We start from the raw sequence: 24,791 nt of genomic DNA on the forward strand, positions 1-24,791 counted from the left end.
ATGACTATGACTATATAAGATTTTTAAGAACGTATTACGTCGAACCAAGGGGGGATTACGACGGTATTAGAAGCAATTAGATTCGATAATATTCGCCACTCGGAGTGTAAGAAAATTGGCCCCGTTGAGCAGAAACTCTTAGAACTACGCTATTTTTCGTTGCATAAATGTAGGCAAATATTAATTTAATCAACAACTAGAAGTAACTAAATTGAAAAAGCCTTCTAGTCATTTAATGATGTAAATAGAACCAGCAACGTTCTTTTTTTGGTGGAGTCCAACTGTAACCATTCAGAAATACGACTAACTGGTCAGGGTCACCATCTAGACTTTGATGAATAACGATAAATAATTGCGCTGCCACGATAAGAGTAATAATGAGCATTTCCCAAAGCATATTTACCGAATTAGGAGCTCATAGATTTGATGAATATTCATTTTCGAATAGCATGGTTTCGTGTGGTTGCTTTTGCCTTTATGTGGGTCATACTCACTGAGGGGTCAATAAACTCATGGTTGGTTGGCGTGCCGGTAGTGCTCGTTGCTGCGTTGATAAGTATGGTACTGGTGCCTCCTTTTTCCTGCTCGGTGATCCACTCTGTACGCTTCGTGCCTTTTTTTATTTGGAACTCACTTCGTGGTGGTGCCAATGTAGCGTGGTGCGCATTAAATCCAAAAATGCCCATAGCCCCTGGCCTAATTGATTTCCCCTTACGTCTGCCTCCGGGAATATCCCGTGTATTCATGGCTAATACTGTCAGCCTGCTACCTGGTACATTGAGTGTCAATTTGGGAAAAAATCATTTAAAAGTTCATGTGCTTGATACACGAATAAATGTGTTGCCGGAACTAATGACGTTAGAAAAAATAGTTGCCAAAATGTTCAATATCTCTTTGAAGAATGCTAAAGAAGATTAATGCAATGAAGATATTTAAAGACAGGCCTTTCCTGTTGTAACCAGTGACATTTACGCACAAGAGTTAACGAGTACCGTCACTCAGGCCGAGAATAATCAGGCCTACTTAACGGTAGTTAACGAGGCGCCATGATGTTAGGAATAGTAGGGATATCTGATGGTGGCTCTGGCTTAGTCGATTTGCAGTCGCGATATAGTGTTATGAGCACCTGAATATCAAGGTTGGTTAGAACGATTGTATAACAGTGACTACATGCATAACTTGCCCAAGTGCCTATGCCCAGTTTGGTTAATCAAGTAGTACCAAAGACCCACAGAGTCATCCTAGTCAATGTCGATGACACTTATCTACAACCGGAGAGGGAATTTCGACATAAGCTAAATTGTCAGTTTTTTTGTTCTGGCCGATGCTGCTAAATTGCATATAGTGCACGCATAAAATATTTAAAAATGTATCCATACGTTATGGAAATTAAAGAGTTGTAGGAAAGAGAAATTAACGCCTCTGTCAAGCACGTTGGGCACAACACGAGGCTATTCTGGATAATCTAGTGTGCGAGGTAAGCGTCAATATGGTGCAGAATACTTTGAACTATCTTAACCCCAAAACCCATCTTGTAAAGGGAGCGGCTCGTAAACAAATACCTGCGCTGGCTAGGTGTATAGATGCAGATCTTGTTGTCAGGGGAAATACTGCAGAATCAATCCTGAATCAGAAAGATTGCTTCCAACTCGCGGTCAAACCACTAGGCCTTAAAACCCCGATTATATTGGACGATTAAATCCCTATGCAAACTCTATATCTCTCACTGGCTTTGTTCCTCTTGCTGAACCTCATTATTGGAATGTGGCGGGTGTTGCGCGGCCCAACGGCAGCTGATCGCATGTTAACGGCACAGTTGTTCGGCACCACATCAGTGGCGGTAATGTTATTACTGGCTCAAGCGACAGACAAACCAGCTCTTCATGATGTGGCATTAGTATTCGCCTTACTTGCTGCGGTAACCGCGGTAACTTTTGTCCGGCGAGTCTGGGGCGATAGGGAGACAAAGCATGACACTCATTAATGTCCTATCCAGCATCCTACTCTTCACTGGAGGAGCTTTCTTCCTAGCAGGCACTCTGGGCTTATTGCGATTTCCAGATGTATATACTCGCTTGCATGCTTTGACCAAAGCCGACAACGTGGGTCTGGGTCTAGTGGTCGCAGGGTTGGCTGTTCAGGCACAAAGCTGGGTCATCGTTGGGAAACTGATGCTTATCTGGGCTTTTGTGGTGCTTGCCAGTGCAACCACTTCCCATTTGATTGCAAGACGTGCATTGCAGCGAGGTATCAAGCCTTGGAAACGTTAAGCCTCGTTTACTGGGGGTTTGATAGCCTGTTAGTAATCGGCTTATTTTACCTAGCCTGGCAAGCTCTCGCCAGCCCAGATATGTTCAAATCGATTGTGCTGTTTATCAGTTTCGGATTATTAATGGCTTTAGCTTGGGTAAGGCTCAATGCTCCTGATATCGCTCTGGCTGAGGCGGCTATTGGTGCAGGCCTGACTGGCGCCCTGTTACTGGCCGCGTATGCGCGGCTAAAGGATCCCCGTGTTGATGAGTCTAACAGTGAGGAAGCGCAGCCAATTATTCCGCATAAATCGATTAAAGGTGATACAAATGATGAGTAAAAAGATACTTGGATACTCGAATCAGTATGAACCTGATGCTAATAATATGTCATTGATAGATATTGGCGGCATTATGACTCCCCTTCCCCTCGTCAGAGATTTCTGTGTGGTTTCCTTTTATAAGCTGCTACCCAGCCAACGTCAGGTGGCAGCTCAAAATCAGGAGAGATGATATGGATACAAGACCTTGGTTATTGTTGCCACTATTGCTGGTGCTCGGTGTTGTACTCAGTTATGCCGTATTGTCTATACCTGAACCAGCACAAGACCTGCCAACAATGCTGACCGACAACATGACGATCAGTGGCGCACACAATCCTGTGAGTGCGGTGCTGCTAAACTTTCGTGGTTACGATACTTTGCTGGAGATGGGAGTCTTACTGGCAGCTCTACTTGGCGTATGGTCTCTGGACGAAATGCCCACTTATCGCGGATCAGCCCCGGACCAGATTCTGGACATCATGTCTCGTCAGCTGATTCCCGTGTTTATTTTGGTGGCCGGTTACTTAGTGTGGGCAGGAGCTGATGCACCGGGGGGGGCCTTTCAAGCCGGTGCCCTGTTAGGAGCAGCAGGTGTATTGCTAAGGCTTTGCGGATGGCGGATAGACAACCGTTACTCAGGACTTCCGTTGAGAGTATTTTTAGTCTTGGGACTAGGTATGTTTGTAATGGCTGGTACGTGGGCGTTGCTGATGGGAGACGAATTCTTACGATATCCGCCAACTGTAGCCAGTGAACTGATGTTGATGATCGAATCGGCGGCTACCCTTTCCATAGGTGTAACACTGGCGGCACTGTTCCTCGGTGGGCGGCCGAAGGGGGAGGAGAAGTGAGCCATATTTACCTCTATGCACTACTTGGATTGGGCTTGCTCGTTTTGGGCCTGCACGCGTTAATTGTTTATGTTAATTTGCTGCGCAAAATACTGGCTATCAATGTGATGTGCACCGGGGTGTTTCTGGTTTTGGTATCGTTGGCATCACGTAATAACGATGTCCAACCAGATCCTGTGCCTCATGCCATGGTGATTACCGGTATCGTGGTTGCCGTGTCAGCCACTGCGTTGGCACTCATTTTGATGCTAAGGATAAAAAGGGCAACCGGGAAAAATGAACTCGTAGACAATGATTATGAATGACATCTTTGTGTCTGGGACCGAGAAAATATGAGTTATATCATATTGTTTCAATGATTGAGTGCCATGCAGACAAAACACCCAAAGGTTGTAATACAGCAAGAAAGGACTATCGGACGAAATCAGTGAAATTTTTATGCTTCGCATCTGCGCTCTACTCGATGATAAATGGCCTTATTTGGAATGGGTAGGCCCTGCTAAGTGAGTAGCCGGAGAGGTTGTTAAAGAGTTCTGCGGTTATTTAGGGGCAGGCTCTGAACACTAAAAAGGACAATATCGCAGCATGGAGTTAATATTGGAGCAAGTTCCGTGGATTGTGATGCCGATCATATTCCCTTTGATAGGGAGTATGGTTTGCTTTCTGTTTCCGGCAAAAGCTAAATCACTGGGTCTGCTGACTTCGCTGGTTATTTTGACATGTGTGATTGGGCTCGGCTGGCAACTCAAAGCGCTAGGACCGCTGCGTTACCCCATGGGTGGTTGGGGTGCGCCATTGGGCATCGATCTTTACGCAGATGGTCTGAGTCTGCTAATGCTATTAATGGCGGCACTGGTAGGTCTAGGTATCAGCATCTATTCCAGCAGTTATTTCTGTCGCGATAAAGCGAACCATTTTTGGCCGTTGTGGTTATTCCTGTGCGGGGCGCTCAATGCATTATTTCTGTCAGCTGATATCTTCAATCTCTATGTCACACTGGAATTACTAGGATTAACGGCAGTAGCTCTTGTGGCGTTGGCCGGTAGCGCCAATGCCCTGATCTCCGCTATGCGTTATCTATTGGTCAGCCTACTTGGCTCCTTGTTCTATCTGTTGGGCATTGCCCTTATCTACCACAGTGTTGGTAGTCTGGACATTGCAATACTAGCACAACAAGTAGAACCATCGCCTGCAGTGTGGGCGGCGGTGGGATTGATAAGTACCGGCCTACTGCTCAAAACAGCGCTTTTCCCAATGCATTTTTGGTTGCCGCCTGCCCATGCCTCAGCCCCAGCCCCCGTGAGTGCGCTCATGTCCGCATTGGTGGTCAAAGCTTCCTTCTATATTCTGCTACGCATGTGGCTGGAGTTCTTTCAAACGCAAGGTGGTTCATTCGCTGATTTACTGGGACTGCTCGGCGCCGCGGCCGTCCTTTGGGGCGGAATCCAAGCGCTGCGCCAGACACGGTTAAAATTACTTATTGCCTACTCGACAGTATCGCAGCTGGGATATCTGTTTCTGGCTTTTCCGCTGGGGACTAGCCTTGCCTGGAAGGGAGCGCTTTATATGTTGTTCTCCCACGCCATGGCTAAGGCGGCGATGTTTATGGCTGCGGGTAATATTCAGTTTTTTGCGGGGCATGACCGCATAGCTGAACTCGGACCTATAACCCAACGCTTACCGTTGACATTGACGGCATTCGCCCTAGCAGGTATCAGTCTTATGGGGCTCCCTCCCAGCGGGGGCTTCATTGGCAAGTGGCTATTATTGCAGGCATCAATAGAATCCGGACAGTGGTGGTGGGGGATTATTCTGCTGCTTGGTGGATTTTTGGCCGCTGGCTATGTATTCAAAGTCATTAGTCATGTGTTCACCCATGACCAGCCTATAAGCCGAGCTGGAACGCTGCCAGCTACGATGGAGTGGAGTGCTTTGGGGTTGGCTTTAATAGCAGTGCTCTTGGGCATGTTCACTTACTGGCCGTTGGCAATATTAGAAATAGGTTCACCTATTGGCACAGGGTATAGCGGATGAATTTGAATACGGCTCTGCCATTGTTGATCCTTGCCAGCTCTTTCTTGCCGGGACTGATAATATTCTGTTTACCTGAGGATCGTGTCGTCACCCGCACAATCCTTAATCTGGCAGGTGCGCTATTTAAGATTGTTCTGGTAGGGGGAATGTTTTGGGGCATATTACACGGCTATCATTTCGAGGCTCGCTTAACCCTCTTGCCAGGACTCGACTTGGTACTGCGCTCCGACCCATTGGCGATGCTTTTCGTGACACTTTCTTCCGGATTATGGCTAGTCACTACCGTTTATGCCGTTGGATATCTGGAGGGTTCACCTCATCGCAGCCGATTTTTTGGTTTCTTTAGTCTGTGTGTTACTGCCACTACAGGTGTTGCCCTTGCGGGGAATTTAATTACCTTCCTGTTTTTTTACGAACTACTGACCCTTTGTACCTACCCACTGATCGTACATCGCGGAACCGAAATAGCACGCCAGGCCGGCAGAAATTACCTTATCTACACTATCATCGGGGGGGCATTGCTACTTCTGTCTTCTGTGTGGTTGTATACGCTTGCCGGCACTCTGGAGTTCACCGACCGCGGTTTTTTGTCCGGTCTTGATGCCTCATTGCACCCAACTCTGATGATCATTTTCGGCTTATTTATTGTCGGGCTGGGGGTAAAAGCGGCTTTGGTTCCCCTGCATGGCTGGTTACCTCAGGCTATGGTTGCCCCTGCGCCTGTGAGTGCGCTACTGCACGCCGTGGCGGTTGTAAAGGCGGGAGCATTCGGCATAATACGGGTTGTTTATGATGTGTATGGCATTGAGTTTTCCAGCAGTTTGGGGCTAACCTTACCCCTAGCAATATTGGCTGCTGTGACCATAATTTATGGCTCGCTGCGCGCCTTATTTCAGGACGAACTTAAACGTCGACTCGCATTTTCTACGGTCAGCCAAGTGTCCTATATAGTGCTAGGCATAGCGCTTGCCAGTCCTATTGCGACGCTGGGAGGACTGATCCATCTAGTGCATCAGGGAGTACAAAAAATAACCCTTTTTATGTGCGCAGGTAACCTCGCCGAAACCCTAGGGATTCATAAAATCAGCGAGATGAACGGGGTCGGACGTCGAATGCCTTGGACCATGGCGGCATTCACCATTGGCGCCTTCGGTATGATAGGTGCCCCGCCGCTCGCAGGTTTTTTTAGCAAATGGTATCTAGGGCTAGGGGCATTGGATGCAGGGCAAGTCTGGGTGATATATGTCCTAGCAGTAAGTAGTGCCCTCAATGCCGCCTACTTTTTACCCATATTGTATACTGCTTGGTTTAAGGCTCCTCCTGATAGCTGGCCGGCCGAACGCTCTTTTGGAAGCAAAGAGACTGCTTGGACATTACTTATCCCCCCCTTGGTTACCGCGCTGTTGACATTGGCTTTGGGGCTTCTGGCATCGGCACCGTTTAACCTATTGGAATGGACTCGAGTAATTGTGAGTCGAGGATTTGCCTAATGAACGCCACAGTGAATGTATTCCTACTTTTATCAGCACTAGGCTTGCCGCTGCTATTGGCGTTCCCTGCACTGCATACTCGCTTACCTAGGCCGATACATATGGCATTATTGCCAGCTGCTACGCTCGTGTTTATCCCTGTGGATTTTGCTATTGAACTGCCCTGGTTTTGGATGGGCGCGGGGCTGGGTCTCGACGCGCTATCCCGCTGGTGGCTGGCGATGTCAGTGGTGGTATGGGGCGTTGGAGCAGCCTTTTTGCCTACTCCAGCCAAACGTGATGACTATAATCAACAGACTAGCTTATTGCTATTATTTTTGGTTGGGCAGATTGGCGCAGTGCTGGCGACGGATGTGATTGTCTTCTTCAGTTTTACGACCCTGATGAGCTACGCGTGTATTGGCCTCTTGCTTGCTCATGATGACGAAACTACGCGCCGTGCTGGGCGGATATATCTCGTGCTAGTGATCCTGGCAGACATTGTGCTATTCGAGGCCATGATGACGGCCACCGCAACAACAGAATATCTGGACTTCGCCACCTTAGCCAAAGCAATTGCGCTATCAAAGTCATCTTCTTTTTATCTGTCTATGGTAATTGTCGGCATCGCCCTCAAGGTAGGAGTGTGGCCATTACATCGATGGCTATCTTTGTCTTATTACTCGGTTCGGCCGACGATGGCGCTGCTGTTGTGGCTCGGCCCTGTCGCTACTGGCTTGCTTTGTGGCCTGCGTTGGTTGCCGTTGGGTGAACTTGCCGCCCCCATGGCTGGGGCCGTACTACTAGCGATCGGCTTTGCGACAATCCTTTATGCCATGCTGTCAGTTTTGTGGGTTCAATGGAAACAGCGATTTATCTGTGTTTTCTTCATTGCGACGGGAAGCTTTGTTATAGGCTTGGGGACGGGGCTGATCAAACCTGCCCTATGGAATCAATATGAAGACTCGGCCCATGTCTTCGTTGCCTCTCTAGGATGGGGGCTGGCATTGATGACCGCAGGGCTAGAATGGCTCAAGAATGGAGAGGAAACATCCGGTTCAAGGAATGAGAATCTGACGAAATTGACTGCAGAGCGCTGGTTTGATGCCTTCATTCGTTGGGGAGAGTGTATGGGAAACGATACTTTACCAGAATTGCGTGATTCATGGTTTGCTAGATTTAAGGGACTCTGGCAAAAGCGAGGATGGCAAAACGCGTTCGACACCGGTGAATACTTTTTGCAGCGTTGGTCAATTGCGACCACTCTATTTATACTCTTAGTTATTGTAATTCTTGTTCTTTTGCTGCTGGATGCTATGTAGACACAGTAAGATAAGTTACTTAATAGGACATAGTAAAATTGTGTTAGAACCTGAGGGATCCCCACGAATTTAATAGCATGCTGGTGGGTCCTTGATTAAATCTTTCAACGTCTTAACCCCTACTAACCAGTGAGATTTCAGCCACTTCAAATACTTATATTTTTAGGATCTTAAGCTTCAAAATTATTTTAATAGATTAATTTATCTCATCTACTATTCCGAGTGGAGATTATATCGACCGGACAAGAACGATTCTGTATTCGTTAGCAAAGCAAAAAAGGTTCATCAGTACTGAACTTTCCAGAGGTGATTACGGTATTGATAAAGAGGTTAACAAGACACATATTTCAGAGTAAACATATCGATACGTTGGACACATAGTATTAAGTTTACGTTTACGTAAAAATAATACTGAGTTTTTACTCGAAATTGGGTATGGTTAGACAAACCAACTATCTGATTGGACCAGTAACAAGCTGCATTTTGTTGCCGAGACCAAACTAAAATACAACATAACCAAGGAATGATCTTATGCCTATTTACCAAGCTCCTCTTCGCGATTATCAATTCATTCTGTCTGAACTGCTTAATGTCTATCAACAAACTGATTTACGCGGTTTTGATGAGTTAGATGCTGAGCTAACTGATGCGATTTTACAAGGTGTTGCCGATTTCAGCACCGACATCATGCTGCCACTCAATGCCAGTGGTGACTTAGAAGGTTGTAAACTGGTTGATGGTAAGGTCATTACCCCTACAGGGTTCAAACAAGCTTACAAACAATACGTAGAAGATGGTTGGGCAACATTAACCTGCGACCCTGAATTTGGGGGCCAAGGATTACCTGAAGTTATCGGCACATTTGCAACTGAAATGAAAACCGCTACCAATATGGCTTTTGCCATGTACCCAGGCTTAACCCATGGCGCCTATTCTGCTATTCATGTTCACGGCAGTGATGCACTCAAGCAAAAGTATTTAGCCAAACTGGTCAGTGGCGAATGGACTGGCACCATGAACTTAACAGAGTCTCATGCAGGTACAGATTTAGCCTTACTGCGCACTAAAGCCATTCCTGCTGGGGATGATCTTTTTGCTATTAGCGGTGAGAAAATCTTTATCTCGTCGGGCGATCACGACCTTGCCGACAACATCATTCATTTAGTATTAGCGCGTTTACCAGATGCACCGAATGGTGTTAAAGGTATTTCATTATTTGCGGTGCCTAAGTTTTTAGTCAATGCCGATGGTAGCTTAGGCGAAGCTAACAAGCTTAGCGCAACAGGTCTTGAGCATAAAATGGGTATTCATGGTAACTCAACATGTGTCATGCATTTTGACGGCGCAATCGGTGAGCTTGTTGGTGCACCACATCAAGGCTTAAAAGCCATGTTTACCATGATGAACCAAGCACGTTTAGGTGTCGGTATTCAAGGTTTAGGCGTATCAGATATTGCTTATCAAAATGCCCTTGTTTATGCCAAAGAGCGTATTCAAGGTCGCGCATTAAGTGGTGTAAAACAGCCAGAGCAAGCTGCTGACTCGTTATTAGTCCATGGCGACATTCGACGTATGCTGTTATCACAAAAGTCGTTCAACGAAGGTACACGTGCGCTAATGGGTCAACAAGCGCTGTGGCTTGACCAAGTAGAACGTCATACCGATCCTGAAAAAGCCAAACAAGCGAATGCACTTGCAGCATTGTTTACCCCTATTGTTAAAGGCTTTGTCACCGACCAAGGCTTTAAAGCGTGTGTAGATGCCCAGCAAGTTTATGGCGGCCATGGTTATATTAACGAATGGGGTATGGAACAGTTTGTGCGTGATATCCGTATTGCAATGATTTATGAAGGTACTAACGGCGTACAGGCACTTGATTTAGTCGGCCGTAAATTACTTAGCGATAAAGGCGCTGCATTAACCTTGTGGTCAGGTATGGTGAAGGAATTAATTCAGCAACACGCGGGTAATGACGCAATGAAACCTTACCTTGCCGGTTTAATGGATGCTGCAGGCGATCTTGAAAAAGCGACCGGTTTTATTGTGCAGTCAGCCAGTAAGAATCCTGATCTTATTGGTGCAGCGTCAATGGCCTATATGCAATTGTTTGGTATTACAGCGCTGGCGTGGATGTGGACTCGTATTGCTGCAACGTCATTAGCCGCATTAGAAGCAGGTACTGAAGAGACTGGCTTTTACCAAGCTAAACTCAGCACAGCAAAATTCTTTATGAGCTATTGGGGTAGTCAAACCCGCAGCTTACGCAAACAAATTGAATCGAGCAGTGCTGATATTGTCGATTTCGCAGAAGCCGATTTTTAATGGCGATATAAAATTGTAAAAAAGCCGCTTCAATATTGATTGAAGCGGCTTTTTTTATTCTGTGTCGAGTCTTGAAATGTGGTTTAAATAAATATTGATTAACGTGAGCTAAGCTCAAACAAACTAACCATTAATCCCACAAAAACTCACGAAAATGCTTACGACAAACCGACTCGTAACTTTCATTACCGCCAATGGCAACCTGCTCGCCTTCACGCATTGGTTTACCGTCATGATCAAGACGCACGACCATGTTAGCTTTACGACCACAATGACAAATCGTTTTAAGCTCAACTAATTTATCAGCCCAGGCTAATAAATATTGACTGCCTGGAAATAGTTCGCCTTGAAAATCATTACGAAGACCATAACACAATACTGGAATATCAAGATTATCGACAACATGTGTTATCTGCCTAACTTGCTCTTTACTTAAAAACTGACTTTCATCAATCAATACGCAGTGAATTTTTTTCTCATCATTAGACGTCGAAATTAACTCTGTTAAATTATCAGTGCTACCGAATACCTGTGCATCGGTTTCAATACCAATGCGCGATGACACTTTGCCTACACCATAACGATTATCTATCGATGCCGTCATCACTAAAGTGTGCATACCGCGCTCACGATAATTATAAGAAGACTGCAGTAATGAAGTTGATTTTCCGGCATTCATCGCCGAATAATAAAAGTACAGTTGCGCCAAAATGAAGTGTCCTAACGGTTAATCATATAATACTGGTCATATTACCTTTTTTAACTTAGCAACAACAAACAAAAATGCCGTATTCATAACGAATACGGCATTTTTATTACAGCTTAAATAGAACGTTTTCTTACCAACGCTAGGGCTCAGTTCAAAAGACTACTTCTTAGCCCAGAAGTGTAATATAACAATGCTGATGACAAACAACACACTACAGCAAGCTAACCCAGTCATTAATGAGCCGGTAAATCCTAATACGGTGTAACCGACTAAACTGATGAAAGCGGCAATTAATGCGTACGGAAGTTGAGTTACCACGTGATCGATATGATGACAACTGGCACCTGTTGACGACAAGATAGTGGTGTCGGAAATGGGTGAACAATGATCGCCAAATACAGCACCAGACAACACTGCTGCCAGCATGGGCAACATCATCGTGCTATCACTTCCCATGGCCATATCTGCTGCAATAGGCAACATAATCCCAAAGGTACCCCAACTGGTTCCGGTCGAAAATGCGGTAATACCCGCTAATAGGAATAACACTGCGGGTAACATGGCAAACGGAATATTATCAGTGGCTAAACTTGCCATGTATTTACCCGTTTCAAGCTGACCAATCACACTAGAAATTGTCCATGCAAAAAGTAATATGTAAATGGCTGGCAACATAGAACGTGCACCAACCGACATACCTTTGAGCAACATAGACAAATCAACTTTTTGCTGAATCGCAAGAATGAGCGTCGCAATAAGACCAATTACAGAGCCAAAGAATAGTGATGAGCTAACATCGGTATTCTCAAATGCACCGAGTACGTTAAACGGTAAGTCTTTTGCTGCTAACACATCGGCGCCACTTGAAACCATAAAATACACTGTGGCAAAAACCAATACCGCGATAGGTAAAAACAAGCCAATCACTTTACCGGTATCGGCTTCAGGTAAATCTGTGACTGCGCCAGGGGGTTGGCCTTTTGACTCATCAAACAAACTACCACGCAATGCGTTTAATTCATGCTGGCGCATTGGGCCAACATCTAAGCTGAATGTTGCAACACACAGCAATAATAATAACGAAAAAATGGCATAAAAGTTCATTGGGATCATTTGAATAAAGACACTCAAATGACCAGAATCGGTAAATCCATGGGCAGTTAAAATACCGCCAATTAATGCGATAATGTATGCCCCCCAGCTAGAAACGGGAGAAATAACACACACCGGCGCAGCGGTGGAGTCCAGAATGTAAGCTAATTTGGCACGCGAAATATGGTACCGGTCAGTGATTGGACGTGAAATCGAGCCGACGACTAAACTGTTAAAGTAATCATCAATAAACACTACACAGCCTAAAAACATGGTCATTAACTTGGCATCACGTTTATTACGAATACGCAATTTAGCCCAATCAGCAAAAGCACGGGCTGAGCCGCTAACAGTGATTAATGCAGTGATCATGCCCAGCACAATCAAAAAGCCTAAAATGTACACATTCCAACTATTTAGCGCTGCGTCTTTCCAAACTAACTCGCTGGCAGTTTTTAAGACATATTCGCCACTGCCCACAAATGAGAAATCGGTCAGTAACAAGGCGCCAAACACGATGCCGACCCCTAAAGACAGCAATACTTTGCGGGTTAAAATGGCCAGAGTAATTGCCACAAGTGGTGGCAAAACAGAAAGTGCCGAATCGGCATAACTTATTATCATAATTTAATTATTTCTTCGTTGGATACGAATGGAGAAAAACTAGAAATAAGACTAAACATACACAGACAGTGTATGCGTTAACTTAACTAGTAGCACTCCACAGCAATATCCATTTAATATGAATATCATTCTTTTTATCAAGTTGATAAAAACACTATGACAGTGCAGTCCCTTTCGAGAACTGCCCCAACCAATGAGGCTGATAACCCCATTTATTTCGGCATTGCATCCTTTTATGTCGAATTATTGGCATCACCCAATTCAACATGACTCTTATGCAACGCACCTCTACTTTTGTCGTTTGCTCATAAAGCACATTACAAATAACGCGAACATACAATCATAAATCGCACATTCTGCGCCAGTAAAAAACACTAAACAGAACCACAAATAACAATAACGCCAATTTAAACCACAATTGCATAGCATTAGTTTAACGTTTTTAAATCAAATGCACACTAACGTAATGGACACAAAAACAGCAACTGCATCAAACCTTTGATTTTTGAACTGACATTTTTTAAAAATCAACATAAGAACCACTGCGAATATAAGAGTCGCCCAATAAAAAAGGTTTCTACCTTATGAGTAGAAACCTTTTGAATTAAACAACAGAACGTTTAAACGCGCCTCAAAGTCGGTTGAACGAGACTAACTTTATCAAGTCTCCATCTAACGACTTAACATCAGATTAAACAAGGTTGTTCAATGCTGGTACTGCTTCAAATAAGTCAGCAACCAAACCGTAATCCGCTACTTGAAAAATAGGGGCTTCAGGGTCTTTATTAATAGCCACAATCACTTTTGAATCTTTCATTCCGGCAAGATGTTGAATTGCGCCAGAAATACCCACTGCAATATACAAGTTAGGGGCGACAATCTTACCTGTTTGACCAACTTGCAAGTCATTAGGTACAAAGCCTGCGTCGACAGCTGCACGTGATGCACCTACTGCTGCGCCTAACTTATCAGCTAGTTGTTCTAAAATTGAAAAGTTTTCACCGCTGCCCATACCACGGCCACCAGACACAATAATGCCAGCATTACCGAGTTCAGGACGAGCTGATTCAGTAAGTGATTGAGAAACAAACTCAGTTTTTGAATCAATTACTTGGCTTAAGTTGACTACTTCAGCACTGCCTGTTGATGCTACAACATCAAACGCACTTGAACGCACTGTCATAACTTTCTTAGCATCTAAGCTTTGAACTGTTGCAAGTGCATTACCCGCATAAATAGGGCGGACAAAAGTGTCACTGCTTACAATTTCAATCACCTCAGAAATCTGAGCAACATCTAATAGTGCAGCCACACGAGGTAATGTATCTTTACCTATACTGGTTGCCGCCGCTAAAATGTGTTCGTAATCAGCCGCTATTTCAACAACTAATTTAGACACATTCTCAGCTAACTGGGCGCCATATTGAGCCGCATCAGCCACTAATACTTTACTCACGCCCGCTAAACTTTGTGCTGCACTTACCGCGGCAGCACAATCAACACCAGCAACAAGTACATGAATATCACCACCGATGGCCGCTGCAGCGCTAACCACTTTCGCCGTGTCAGTTTTCAGGCTGACATTATCGTGTTCTGCTAATACTAAAATGGTCATATTAGATCACCTTCGCTTCATTTTTTAACTTATCAACTAACTCTTCAACAGAAGACACCATGATACCCGCTTTACGTTCAACGGGAGGCGTAACGCTAAGTACTGTTTGATGTGCTCTTAAGCTCACACCAAGATCAGCCACAGCCATAATGTCTAAAGGCTTGCGTTTAGCTTTCATGATATTAGGTAATGAAGCATACCGAGGCTCATTCAAACGTAAGTCTACCGTCACAATAGCAGGCAAAGGCATTTTCAGCGTTTGTAATCCACCATCAATTTCACGAGTAACCGTAATCATTTCTCCATCAATTTTGACTTCTGATGCAAATGTCGCTTGTGGCATATCAGTTAATGCCGCGAGCATTTGACCCGTTTGGTTATTGTCTCCGTCAATTGACTGCTTACCAAAAATTACAAGTTGCGCTTGTTCTTTTTCTTGCACAGCCTTTAAGAGCTTAGCAATCGAAAGTGGCACTAACTCTTCATCGGTCTCAATATGAATCGCTCGGTCGGCACCTAGTGCCATTGCAGTTCTTAATTGTTCTTGCACCGCTTTAGGGCCAACACTCACCACAATAACTTCAGTGGCAATGCCAGCCTCTTTGAGGCGAACAGCTTCTTCTACCGCTATTTCGCAAAATGGGTTTAACGCCATTTTAAGATTGGTCGTATCAACATTTGTGTTGTCAGCTTTTACCCTGACCTTAACATTGGCATCGACTACGCGTTTAACAGGCACCAATACTTTCATAGGTTTTCCTTCTCACACCTTCAATGTATATGGACAACACACTGGCGTTCGCCAATGCAAGATGGGTTAACTTTACGTCCTGTTAACGTTAACGTCAATCAAAGTCAAACGACTGTTTACATATTTTTTGTAATTGTGGTGGCATTCATACTAAACAAGTAGATGTTCATTAATTACTTAAAATAAATGTTTAATTAAAATTAATTTCATAATTGGGTGATTTAATTTGATTCAACGACGAATAGTTTCTATTATTATGGTTATATTCAGTGATTATTAAGCTGTATTGGTAATATTAAGAGGGTTAACCTCATTTATATATATAATAAACACCTAAATAAACCACATGCAGTACTGAAACTTACCTGGAACGTTGATAATTTTATCTCTTATAACTTTTTATTTTATAAATAAATCATTAGGAAACTATACAACATGAGTGACTTTTTAGACATATTAACCCACGGTCGTCGTTTTAAAGCTGCAGTAAAAGAATTGTCTCTTGATGATTTACGTGAAACAGCGACGAAATTAGAAAAAATCATTAGCGAACGTCAAGAAGAAGAGAAATTAGAACTGGAAGCAAATGCTGAGCGTAATGCTCGTATTGCTGAAATTCTTGCTCAAATAGAAAACAGCGGCTTATCAATTGAAGATCTAGGTGACGTGACGTCTTCGGTTAAAACAGCTAAAGCCAAACGAGCTCCGCGCCCGCCAAAATATCAAATCACTGTTGATGGTGAATTAATTCAATGGACTGGCCAAGGTCGTATGCCTACCGTATTCAAACAACAAGTTGATAGCGGAAAAAACATGAGTGAATTTTTAATTCCTGGTATGGAATAATTATTCTGAATAATGGTTAACCTCACGGTTATCCTTTAAAATTAAAAAAGAGCTTACTTAGGTAAGCTCTTTTTTATTATAGCATTTGACCGCTTTATCATCGCCATGAGAAAAGGTAAACTAACAGTCGTTGATCCATTACCCATTAATACAAGGTTACGGCTATGACTTTTACTCTTAAATATGCATTTATTGCCTCAGGTATAGCATTATTATTGAGCGCTTGTGCAAGTGATTACACGTTCAAAAGTAATTTAGACAGTAAAGCTATCAATGATTATTTTAAAGTTGGTGATGTAACGTTATATGAAGGAAGTGTTCAACCTAAAGGAACCTTTGAAACATTAGGTTTAGTTGAAGGCGAAGCGTGCCAAGAAACCAAACAAGATGCACCTCCGCAAATGGCCGTAGCACGAACCAATGCCAGAAGAGCTGCTGCAGATTTAGGCGCAAATGGTTTTGTGGTTAAAAGCTGTTTTATGATAAATGAAGCAGACAATAGTTGTTTCAGTCGTGCACTATGTGTAGGCCAAGCCATTAAAACCCCTACAGAAAAATAGTAATTCAATATAATATATTGGTAGCCTATAAATGATGAGTGCCCTATAACACTCATCAACATTTTTATATATTTAATTTATGATCCTCTTTCTCTGCTTAATTCAGGTATCGCATGACACAAAGCAACGATCAACACAGTCAAACAGATCCCGTTAATAATAAATCTAGCGTTCCATTTAGCAGCCAATTAAATGCTGTTGCAATATGCAGAACACCGTATAAACAAAAGTTTGGCATTCCTCGTCAGCCTGGCTTAGTCAATGCGGTGGGTTATATAGAGTTTGAGCCCGCGTTTAATCACCTTGATGCCGTAAGAGGAATAGAGCAATATTCACACTTATGGTTATTGTTCAGTTTTCATGAAAATCTGGCTCAAGGCTGGAAAACCACCGTTCGCCCTCCCCGTTTAGGCGGCAATGAAAAACTGGGGGTTTTTGCTACACGTTCAACATTTCGTCCAAATGGGATTGGCCAATCAGTGGTAAAACTCCATGGCGTTGTTCAACGTAAAGGCAAAGTGTGTTTGGTAATATCTGGAATGGATTTATTAGACGGCACACCAATTGTTGATATCAAGCCTTATATTCCGTTCTCAGATGCTATTTTAGACGCCAAAGGTGGTATCGCTCAAGAAGCACCAACATTGATGTCCTTAACCTATACATCGTTAGCGGCAGAGCAAATTAATCTCTATAGCCAACAAGAACAATACCAAGATATTGCCGCGCTTATTGACGGTGTATTATCGCAAGACCCTCGTCCTGCATACAAAAAAGCCAAAAACGATCCCAAACTTTATCAAGTGGCGTTATATGATTTAGATATTTTTTGGCATATCACAGCTCAAGGTATTGAAGTGTTAGAACTCAAACCGACAACAGTTGAACTGCTGAAGGATTAAATCAATGGCAGACGTAGATTACCAAGCTCAACATAAAAAACGTTTATCATGGATGCCATGGCTGTATTTTTCACTTAAACCAAAGCATTTAACATGGGCAAAACCCTGGCAAGATGGCATCCAACAGTTGTTACGTCAGCTTGAGACCATTCATATTGGTGAACAATGTTTTATTGCCCCACAAGCTCAGCTTTTTGCCGAACCTGGTAGGGACATTAACATTGGCGATCAATGTATGATTGCCGCTGACGTGTTTATGCATGGCCCAATAACCCTAGGCAATGAAGTGGCCATTAACCATGGCTGCAGCATAGACGGGGGCCGTAACGGCATCAAAATAGGCAACAAAACACGTATCGCTAACAACGTCACTATTTATGCGTTTAACCATGGTATGTCACCCAACGAACCCATTTATAAACAACCCGCGACATCAAAAGGTGTAGTGATTGGCCAAGATGTATGGATTGGCGCTCAGGCTGGCATTGTTGACGGTGTCACCATTGGGGATTATGCGGTGATTGGCATGGGCTGCATTGTCACAAAAGATATAGCCGATTTCGCCATTGTTGCTGGTAATCCAGCCCGAGTTATTGGTGACCGACGTGATAAAAAATAGCCAGCTACCATTTAAGTATCACAAAGCCTTCTTTTGAGTCGAATTAGCAGGTGACATCATTGATTCAGGTGCTAAAATGATGCTAATTCATAGCAACTATTTTGGACATCGGGAATGCGAGTTAGCAAGTACCTGCTTTCAACACAAAAAGAAACCCCTGCTAATGCAGAGGTGATTAGTCATCAGTTAATGTTACGTGCCGGTATGATCCGTCGTAATGCTTCAGGTCTCTACACTTGGCTTCCGTCAGGTTTACGTGTTTTACGTAAAGTCGAAGCCATTGTTCGTGAAGAAATGAACAAAACAGGCGCTATCGAAATATTAATGCCGTTAGTCCAGCCTGCTGATCTATGGGTTGAAACAGGCCGTTGGGACAAATTTGGTCCTGAATTATTACGTTTCCAAGACCGCAATAATCGTGACTTCGTATTGGGCCCAACCCATGAAGAAGTGATTACCGATTTAGTCCGTAAAGAATTAAGTTCTTATAAGCAACTGCCGTTAACACTTTACCAAGTACAAACTAAGTTTCGTGATGAAGTTCGTCCCCGCTTTGGTGTGATGCGCGCACGCGAATTCTTGATGAAAGATGCCTATTCTTTCCATTTAGATCAAGAAACCATGGATAGCACTTATCATGCTATGCATACCGCATACAGTAATATTCTGACTCGTATGGGCTTATCATTCCGTCCTGTACTGGCTGATACTGGTTCTATCGGTGGTAGCATGTCACATGAATTCCATGTACTGGCTAACAGTGGTGAAGATTTGATCGCTTATTCAACGGGTAGCGATTATGCCGCTAACATTGAAAAAGCCGAATCACCAATGCCAACCGACACTCTTGCAGCGCCGACTGAAGCGATGACGTTAGTGGATACACCTAACGCCAAAACGATTGCAGAGTTAGTTGAGCAATTTAATGTAGTCATCACTAAAACAGTCAAAACCTTAATCGTAAAAGGTGCTACTGACGAAGCACCATTAGTTGCCTTAGTCATCCGTGGCGATCACGAACTTAACGAAATTAAAGCCGACAAGCTTGAATTAGTGGCTTCACCATTTGAATTTGCTTCAGAAGCGGAAATTCGTGCAGCAGTTAGTGCCGGCCCAGGCTCTATAGGACCGGTTGGCTTAACGATGCCAATTATTGTTGATCATAGTGTCACAGTGATGAGCGATTTTGCCGCAGGAGCTAACGCTGAAGGTAAGCATTATTTTGGTATTAACTGGGAGCGCGACTTGCCTCTAGCGACTGTAGCGGATATCCGTAATGTAGTCGAAGGTGAGCCCACGCCTGATGGCTTAGGTACGTATGCCATGGCTCGTGGTATTGAAGTCGGTCATATATTCCAGTTGGGGACGAGTTATTCTAAATCAATGAATGCCACTGTGTTAGATGAAAACGGTAAAGCACAAGTGTTATTGATGGGTTGTTACGGCGTTGGTGTAAGTCGTATTGTGGCTGCGGCCATTGAGCAAAACAACGATGACCGCGGTATTATTTGGCCAGAATCAATTGCACCGTTTACTGTAGGCATTTTGCCAATGAACATGCATAAGTCACATCGTGTGGCTGACATTGCCGAAAAACTTTACCAAGACTTGGCTGATGCTGGTGTCGAAGTATTGATGGATGATCGTAAAGAGCGTCCTGGGGTTATGTTTGCTGACATGGAGCTAATTGGCTTGCCGCATGTTGTCGTGATTGGCGATCGCAATATTGATGCAGGTGTATTTGAATATAAAAACCGTCGCACGGGTGAGAAACAAGACATTCCATTCGATGAGATTGTGGCGTTTTTAACCAATGCTGCAAAAGGTTAGTTATTAACGATTTAACCTGTTAAAAACGCACCTTTTGGTGCGTTTTTTTATAGCTGAAAAAACTTTTATTCGATATTTTTGATATAAATATCGATTTCAAGACCTTGATTCAATTCTGAAGTAATCTCAAGTCTACCACCTAATTTTTGCGTCACTAAATTATACACAATAGACATACCTAACCCCGTGCCACCAATATTGCGGGCGGTGGTAAAAAAGGGTTCAAATATTCTACGCTTTACTTCAGGGCTCAAACCTTTGCCATTATCTTTGTAAAACATCTTTATTTCATCACCACAAGATTTTGCGCCTAATATGATTCGTTTTTGTCCTACATAATCAGCAGAAAATGCATGTCGAAAACAATTAGATACCAGATTAGTAAAGATTTGTGCAATAGCACCAGGATAAGATTCAACAACCAAGTCTGGTTCTAATTGAATATCAAGTTCTATACCTTGCTTACGGGTTAATGGCCTAAGAGGAGAAGATATTTGTTCCAAGTATTCAGTTAAATTAACCTGCTCTTTTTCTAAAATAAGCTGGTCAGCGGCGGTGCGTTTAAAGTTATGAACTAACTCAGCAGCACGCGATAAATTACGTTCAATTAAATCTAATCCGTCAGTGAGTGTCAGAATAAACTCTTCGAAGTATTGTTGTTCTAATTCACCCGCTGAGAACAAGATTTTAAGTTTATTTAATTCATCAATACAATGACTTGTTGATGTCACTGAAATACCTAATGGAGTGTTAACTTCATGTGCAACACCAGCAACAAGATTACCTAAGGCGGCAAGTTTTTCGCTCTCCATTAAGCTGGCTTGTGTCGCTTGCAGGTTATTAATCGCACTTTTTAACTCAGCAGTTCTCTTTTCAACTTCTGCTTCTAAGGCAACATTATTCAATTCCAGTTCATTTTGATACGACTTGACCTTTTTCGCATTCACAGCTCTACCGTACAAATCAGCCAAGGAGCTCACAAACGATTGCTCATCACGGCTCCAATGCCTAATGCCTCCCTTATACTCACAACAGATAATGCCGATCATTTTACCAGCATGTCTTATTGGGCTGTCTAACATCGCTGTAATGGCATTGGGGCGTAAATAAATATCTTTAAACTCACAAGTTGCAGGATCTGCCATAGCATCACTGGCAGTAATGGTTCTTTCTGTATCGAGGGCACGAAAATATCCAGGGAACTCTAAGCGAGTTAAAGTGATGTTATTTTGCTTAGTTTGATTATCAACTAATAAAAAACAACCGATCGATTGGTTATCTTCGGTTAATAGCCATATACCTGCCCTATCAATGCCAAGTCCGCGACAAACTGAATCGATAATCAATTTTGAAGCCGAATCTAGGTCTCCAGTATCAATTAATTCTGACTTGCTTACCGCCAGTAAAACTTGCTCTAAATTTTGATTCATAATCGTTAACTTAATGTGTGCTTTGTTCAGGTTCATCCGGCATTTGATGCTGGATTTCAACAAACTTATCAAGCAACGTTAAACTAGCGTCGCACATCAAAGGATCAAATTGCTTACCCGACTGCTCGATTAAATAATCTTTTACTTTTTCCGCTGGCCAGGCTTCTTTGTAACTGCGTTTTGACAAAAGTGCATCAATCACATCAACGATGGCCATAATACGACCTTCAACAGGTATCGCAGCACCAACTAACCCACGAGGATAGCCATTACCGTCCCATCGCTCATGATGTGTATAGGCAATACGAGCACCCATTTTTGCTATGATACGGTTTGAAGCAGCAAGTAATGTGTAGCCTTTTTCTGCATGGGTTTTCATTATTTCCCACTCAGAAGCAGTCAGTTTACCGGGTTTATGTAAAATGCTTTCAGGAATGCCTATCTTACCTACATCATGCAAAGGAGCTGCATAGCGTATGGTTTCGACGAAATTTTCTTCCATACCAATATGTTGAGCCAGCATTTCACTCATCACCGCCACACGCCTTACATGAGCACCCGTTTCTTTACTGCGTTGCTCAATCGCATCACCAATAATTAGAATCAGTTCACGTTGCGTTTGCTGGACGTTTTCTTTGCTTGATAAGTTTTCAAAGGTCAAACTGACGTTGGCAGCAAATAATTCAAGGATCCTGACTTGTAAAGGCGTTAATGCTGTATCGTGTTGGAGATATAGAATACTGGTAACATCTTGACCAAACTTGTAAAACCCCACATAAATATTATCGTAAACTATCGACTTTTCTAAACTAATGGCTTCAATAATATACTCTTTCACTTCACCCGGCAGTGATTCGACATTTTCAATTTCACTGTAACTAACCATACTGCCGGTCGCGGCTAATAGATTCATGTGAGTATCTTGATAAAGATCTTCACGAAAACTGGTTAAATAGAGTGCTGAACTATTCAAATTGAGTAATTGCAATGTTTGTTCAAGAACTGCACTACCAAAATTATGCAGTGTATGGCTCAAAAGCACAGAAGAAGAAGCTTGGATTACCTTCTCCATTCCTCGCTGACTTTGTTCAATGGTTTTAATATCACGATATGAACGCAACGAGGCATAAACACATGATTTAAGTTTGGCAGCTGTTAATTCGGTTTTGGCTTTGTAGTCATTAATATCAAACTCTCTGATCACCCTTTCTTCAGGGGCGCAACCCGGCTGTCCAGTGCGAAGGATAATTCTTGTACTGTGATTATTTAACTCACCACGAATACGCTCGACCAAATCAAGCCCTGCGTGGTCGTTTTCCATCACAACATCAATAAATACAAGCGCGATGTCAGGCTCATCGCGGAGTAAAACGAAACCTTCTTCAGCGCTAAAACTTGAATAGAATGCGAGTTTTTTACCCTCAAACTCAAAATGACTTAATGCAAATTTAGTTACATCATGTATGCCCGGCTCGTCATCAATGATGGCAATCTTCCACGGTGAAAGTGGCTTTTTTTTAGTAGCATCGCTATCGACCGGTACTTCTGATTTCGTCTTAAACAGAGCCACATGCCATCCTTAAATTGGTATAATCAATTGAGTATTCGCTAACAAAAATCAACATCGACAATCTATGATGAACCCTTTACATTAGTTATATCATCTACACAGTAAGTACATACGAGTAAAAGACCACTTAAGATCTTATTATCGGTGTTTTTCAAGACTGTTATCATCAATCTCAATATGGTCTTGCAAATGAATGATCATGTTCGATTTCTCATCTCTAAGTATTAACATCGAGAATAAATTTGACAAAAATAAAGTATAGACAATAAATAGCATAGTCAACTTATTGGTAACTGGTGTATAACACAAAAAGAATTCATACTAGAAATAAGCACAATTAACAGATTAAAGGATCGAGATTGCCAGTATCAACAGCATTAGTATTAGGGGGTGGTGGGGCCAGGGCTGCTTATCAAATTGGTGTATTAAAAGCGCTAGTGCAGTTTTACCCACGCAACCATAATGTCCCATTTGATATTATTTGTGGTACATCTGCAGGTGCTATTAATGCAATATCGATAGCAACCCATGCATCTTGTTTCCATTTGGCCATAAAAAAGCTGGATTGGGTGTGGCGTCATTTTGAAACACACAAAGTCTATCGCGCTTCTATCCCTCAGGTGTTGAGGCATTTAGGGCGAATGGCCATCAAGGGGCTGCAAGATGACAAAGTCAATACTGATGCAGGCAGCTTATTGGATAATCAACCATTACGTGAATTGCTGAATAATCTTATCGATTTTAAAAGAATTGATCGTAATATTGGTAATAATGCGCTCAAAGCTATCAGTATCGACTCCTCATGCTACAACAATTCACGTTCATATACTTTCTATCAAGGCAATGAACACATTGATGATTGGCAAAGAGCGAGACGAGAAGGTATTCGCAGTTTATTAAATACTGAGCACTTACTTGCAAGCTCAGCAATTCCGATGGTGTTCCCATCAATCAAACTTAACCAAGCCTATTATGGTGATGGGTCTGTCCATCAATTATCACCACTATCTAGTCCAATCCATCTTGGTGCGAATAAAATATTTGTGATTAACTTAGACAGTCCACACAAACATTTTCCTATCGAGTTTGAATATCACCCTAAAACAGCAACAATAGCCGGACATTTATTAGATACCATTTTTTCGGATACATTGAATAGCGATTTAGAGCGATTGCAACGGGTAAACAACACATTATCAAAAATATCATCACAAGACCGTGAAACATTAAATTTGCGGCATATCGAGACTTTAGTGATGAAACCAAGCCAAGATTTAAGCCGAATTGCAGCGCGATTTTATGATGATATGCCTTTTGCAATCAGAACTTTATTGAAGCTTTTTGGTATTAATCGACAGTCAGATTCGAGTATTGTGTCGTACTTGTTATTTGAAAAAAGCTATACCACAACCTTGATTGATTTAGGCTATCAAGATGCAATGGATAGAATTGATGAGATAAAAAAATTTTTCGACATACAGGAAAAAGTTTAACCATTAAGACTAAAAAGCGATGATACATCTTTGTATTAACATCGAAATTTATTCATAAAAAAGATCGAGTTCGCTTTGTTCATCTATACGAAAGTCATGCTAGTCATCTTAGTTTAACTTGATTTAAATAAAAACATTTCACATCACAACCTTTACAAGAGTGGATTTACAATATTTAAC

22 protein-coding genes and 1 riboswitch are annotated in these 24,791 nt (G+C 42.7%); of the genes, 16 read left to right on the forward strand and 6 right to left on the reverse strand.

Translation table 11 applies throughout. The annotated features are described in order from the left end of the window. The first annotated feature begins 426 nt into the window (after window positions 1–426). From H5202_RS06135 to H5202_RS06180, 10 genes are all read left to right on the forward strand, one after another. Window positions 427–918, forward strand: coding sequence for a Na+/H+ antiporter subunit E (locus tag H5202_RS06135; protein WP_182771304.1), 492 nt, complete (start codon window positions 427–429; stop codon window positions 916–918). A gap of 787 nt (window positions 919–1,705) precedes the next feature. Then, a complete protein-coding gene (locus H5202_RS06140) occupies window positions 1,706–1,984 on the forward strand; it encodes a monovalent cation/H+ antiporter complex subunit F (protein ID WP_182771284.1) in 279 nt (92 codons plus the stop codon). Then, window positions 1,971–2,270, forward strand: a complete 300-nt coding sequence (gene mnhG, locus H5202_RS06145) for a monovalent cation/H(+) antiporter subunit G (RefSeq protein ID WP_182771285.1) — start codon at window positions 1,971–1,973, stop codon at window positions 2,268–2,270. Before H5202_RS06140 ends, mnhG begins: the two co-directional genes overlap by 14 nt. Further along, window positions 2,258–2,590 (forward strand): Na(+)/H(+) antiporter subunit B, encoded by a 333-nt coding sequence (locus tag H5202_RS06150; RefSeq protein WP_182771286.1) that lies wholly within the window; start codon window positions 2,258–2,260, stop codon window positions 2,588–2,590. The genes mnhG and H5202_RS06150 overlap by 13 nt, the downstream gene beginning before the upstream one ends. 173 nt (window positions 2,591–2,763) lie before the next feature. Beyond that, a complete protein-coding gene (gene mbhE, locus H5202_RS06155) occupies window positions 2,764–3,423 on the forward strand; it encodes a hydrogen gas-evolving membrane-bound hydrogenase subunit E (protein WP_182771287.1) in 660 nt (219 codons plus the stop codon). Beyond that, window positions 3,420–3,728: an NADH-quinone oxidoreductase subunit K gene (locus H5202_RS06160; protein ID WP_182771288.1), complete on the forward strand. Its 309-nt coding sequence runs from the start codon at window positions 3,420–3,422 to the stop codon at window positions 3,726–3,728. The genes mbhE and H5202_RS06160 overlap by 4 nt, the downstream gene beginning before the upstream one ends. 292 nt (window positions 3,729–4,020) lie before the next feature. Then, the gene (locus H5202_RS06165; RefSeq protein ID WP_259397205.1) at window positions 4,021–5,457 is read left to right on the forward strand and encodes a complex I subunit 5 family protein; all 1,437 of its coding nucleotides are present in this window, start codon (window positions 4,021–4,023) and stop codon (window positions 5,455–5,457) included. Beyond that, a complete protein-coding gene (locus tag H5202_RS06170) occupies window positions 5,454–6,947 on the forward strand; it encodes a complex I subunit 5 family protein (protein ID WP_182771290.1) in 1,494 nt (497 codons plus the stop codon). The genes H5202_RS06165 and H5202_RS06170 overlap by 4 nt, the downstream gene beginning before the upstream one ends. Continuing rightward, window positions 6,947–8,248, forward strand: a complete 1,302-nt coding sequence (locus H5202_RS06175) for a proton-conducting transporter transmembrane domain-containing protein (RefSeq protein WP_182771291.1) — start codon at window positions 6,947–6,949, stop codon at window positions 8,246–8,248. Before H5202_RS06170 ends, H5202_RS06175 begins: the two co-directional genes overlap by 1 nt. 531 nt (window positions 8,249–8,779) lie before the next feature. Then, entirely contained in the window at window positions 8,780–10,570 is a 1,791-nt protein-coding gene (locus H5202_RS06180; RefSeq protein ID WP_182771292.1) for an acyl-CoA dehydrogenase C-terminal domain-containing protein, read from the forward strand. Between the two features lie 130 nt (window positions 10,571–10,700). Here H5202_RS06180 and H5202_RS06185 read toward each other — a convergent pair whose 3' ends face one another. From H5202_RS06185 to H5202_RS06200, 4 genes are all read right to left on the reverse strand, one after another. Beyond that, window positions 10,701–11,279: a thymidine kinase gene (locus H5202_RS06185; RefSeq protein WP_182771293.1), complete on the reverse strand. Its 579-nt coding sequence runs from the start codon at window positions 11,277–11,279 to the stop codon at window positions 10,701–10,703. Between the two features lie 159 nt (window positions 11,280–11,438). Continuing rightward, entirely contained in the window at window positions 11,439–12,998 is a 1,560-nt protein-coding gene (locus H5202_RS06190) for a Na+/H+ antiporter NhaC family protein (protein WP_182771305.1), read from the reverse strand. Between the two features lie 79 nt (window positions 12,999–13,077). Further along, window positions 13,078–13,294: riboswitch (Lysine riboswitch) on the reverse strand. 392 nt (window positions 13,295–13,686) lie between these two features. Then, window positions 13,687–14,610 (reverse strand): electron transfer flavoprotein subunit alpha/FixB family protein, encoded by a 924-nt coding sequence (locus H5202_RS06195; RefSeq protein WP_182771294.1) that lies wholly within the window; start codon window positions 14,608–14,610, stop codon window positions 13,687–13,689. Window position 14,611: 1 nt separating this feature from the next. Beyond that, complete coding sequence (locus tag H5202_RS06200; protein WP_182771295.1) at window positions 14,612–15,361, reverse strand: electron transfer flavoprotein subunit beta/FixA family protein; 750 nt, start codon at window positions 15,359–15,361, stop codon at window positions 14,612–14,614. Between the two features lie 435 nt (window positions 15,362–15,796). Here H5202_RS06200 and H5202_RS06205 point away from each other — a divergent pair, with 435 nt between their 5' ends. The 5 genes from H5202_RS06205 to H5202_RS06225 all read left to right on the forward strand — a co-directional run bounded on the left by H5202_RS06205 (window position 15,797) and on the right by H5202_RS06225 (window position 20,118). Further along, window positions 15,797–16,207: an H-NS histone family protein gene (locus tag H5202_RS06205; protein WP_182771296.1), complete on the forward strand. Its 411-nt coding sequence runs from the start codon at window positions 15,797–15,799 to the stop codon at window positions 16,205–16,207. 164 nt (window positions 16,208–16,371) lie between these two features. Beyond that, window positions 16,372–16,767: an Rcs stress response system protein RcsF gene (rcsF, locus tag H5202_RS06210; protein ID WP_182771297.1), complete on the forward strand. Its 396-nt coding sequence runs from the start codon at window positions 16,372–16,374 to the stop codon at window positions 16,765–16,767. Between the two features lie 113 nt (window positions 16,768–16,880). Continuing rightward, window positions 16,881–17,669 carry a tRNA (N6-threonylcarbamoyladenosine(37)-N6)-methyltransferase TrmO gene (gene tsaA / locus H5202_RS06215; protein ID WP_182771298.1) on the forward strand — a complete coding sequence of 263 codons (789 nt, stop codon included), beginning with the start codon at window positions 16,881–16,883 and terminating at the stop codon, window positions 17,667–17,669. 4 nt (window positions 17,670–17,673) lie between these two features. After that, window positions 17,674–18,288, forward strand: a complete 615-nt coding sequence (locus tag H5202_RS06220; RefSeq protein WP_182771299.1) for an acyltransferase — start codon at window positions 17,674–17,676, stop codon at window positions 18,286–18,288. Between the two features lie 114 nt (window positions 18,289–18,402). After that, on the forward strand, window positions 18,403–20,118 hold the full coding sequence (locus tag H5202_RS06225; RefSeq protein ID WP_182771300.1) for a proline--tRNA ligase: 1,716 nt from the start codon (window positions 18,403–18,405) through the stop codon (window positions 20,116–20,118). A 65-nt stretch (window positions 20,119–20,183) separates the two neighbouring features. Here the strand turns inward: H5202_RS06225 and H5202_RS06230 are convergent, their stop codons facing one another. Both H5202_RS06230 and H5202_RS06235 read right to left on the reverse strand, forming a co-directional pair. After that, window positions 20,184–21,548 (reverse strand): sensor histidine kinase, encoded by a 1,365-nt coding sequence (locus H5202_RS06230; protein ID WP_182771301.1) that lies wholly within the window; start codon window positions 21,546–21,548, stop codon window positions 20,184–20,186. A 10-nt stretch (window positions 21,549–21,558) separates the two neighbouring features. Continuing rightward, on the reverse strand, window positions 21,559–23,118 hold the full coding sequence (locus H5202_RS06235) for a DUF3369 domain-containing protein (RefSeq protein ID WP_182771302.1): 1,560 nt from the start codon (window positions 23,116–23,118) through the stop codon (window positions 21,559–21,561). A 359-nt stretch (window positions 23,119–23,477) separates the two neighbouring features. Between H5202_RS06235 and H5202_RS06240 the strand changes: the two genes are divergently transcribed. Then, on the forward strand, window positions 23,478–24,611 hold the full coding sequence (locus H5202_RS06240; protein ID WP_182771303.1) for a patatin-like phospholipase family protein: 1,134 nt from the start codon (window positions 23,478–23,480) through the stop codon (window positions 24,609–24,611). Window positions 24,612–24,791: the final 180 nt, after the last annotated feature.

Source organism: Shewanella sp. SG41-4 (assembly GCF_014164505.1).
Taxonomy (GTDB): Bacteria; Pseudomonadota; Gammaproteobacteria; order Enterobacterales; family Shewanellaceae; genus Shewanella.

Bases quoted from the DNA above. Each gene is read 5' to 3' on its own strand.
- H5202_RS06135 (WP_182771304.1), top strand. From the start codon at position 427: ATGAATATTCATTTTCGAATAGCATGGTTTCGTGTGGTTGCTTTTGCC.
- H5202_RS06140 (WP_182771284.1), top strand. From the start codon at position 1,706: ATGCAAACTCTATATCTCTCACTGGCTTTGTTCCTCTTGCTGAACCTC.
- mnhG (WP_182771285.1), top strand. From the start codon at position 1,971: ATGACACTCATTAATGTCCTATCCAGCATCCTACTCTTCACTGGAGGA.
- mbhE (WP_182771287.1), top strand. From the start codon at position 2,764: ATGGATACAAGACCTTGGTTATTGTTGCCACTATTGCTGGTGCTCGGT.
- H5202_RS06170 (WP_182771290.1), top strand. From the start codon at position 5,454: ATGAATTTGAATACGGCTCTGCCATTGTTGATCCTTGCCAGCTCTTTC.
- H5202_RS06175 (WP_182771291.1), top strand. From the start codon at position 6,947: ATGAACGCCACAGTGAATGTATTCCTACTTTTATCAGCACTAGGCTTG.
- H5202_RS06180 (WP_182771292.1), top strand. From the start codon at position 8,780: ATGCCTATTTACCAAGCTCCTCTTCGCGATTATCAATTCATTCTGTCT.
- H5202_RS06195 (WP_182771294.1), bottom strand. From the start codon at position 14,610: ATGACCATTTTAGTATTAGCAGAACACGATAATGTCAGCCTGAAAACT.
- H5202_RS06200 (WP_182771295.1), bottom strand. From the start codon at position 15,361: ATGAAAGTATTGGTGCCTGTTAAACGCGTAGTCGATGCCAATGTTAAG.
- H5202_RS06205 (WP_182771296.1), top strand. From the start codon at position 15,797: ATGAGTGACTTTTTAGACATATTAACCCACGGTCGTCGTTTTAAAGCT.
- rcsF (WP_182771297.1), top strand. From the start codon at position 16,372: ATGACTTTTACTCTTAAATATGCATTTATTGCCTCAGGTATAGCATTA.
- tsaA (WP_182771298.1), top strand. From the start codon at position 16,881: ATGACACAAAGCAACGATCAACACAGTCAAACAGATCCCGTTAATAAT.
- H5202_RS06220 (WP_182771299.1), top strand. From the start codon at position 17,674: ATGGCAGACGTAGATTACCAAGCTCAACATAAAAAACGTTTATCATGG.
- H5202_RS06225 (WP_182771300.1), top strand. From the start codon at position 18,403: ATGCGAGTTAGCAAGTACCTGCTTTCAACACAAAAAGAAACCCCTGCT.
- H5202_RS06230 (WP_182771301.1), bottom strand. From the start codon at position 21,548: ATGAATCAAAATTTAGAGCAAGTTTTACTGGCGGTAAGCAAGTCAGAA.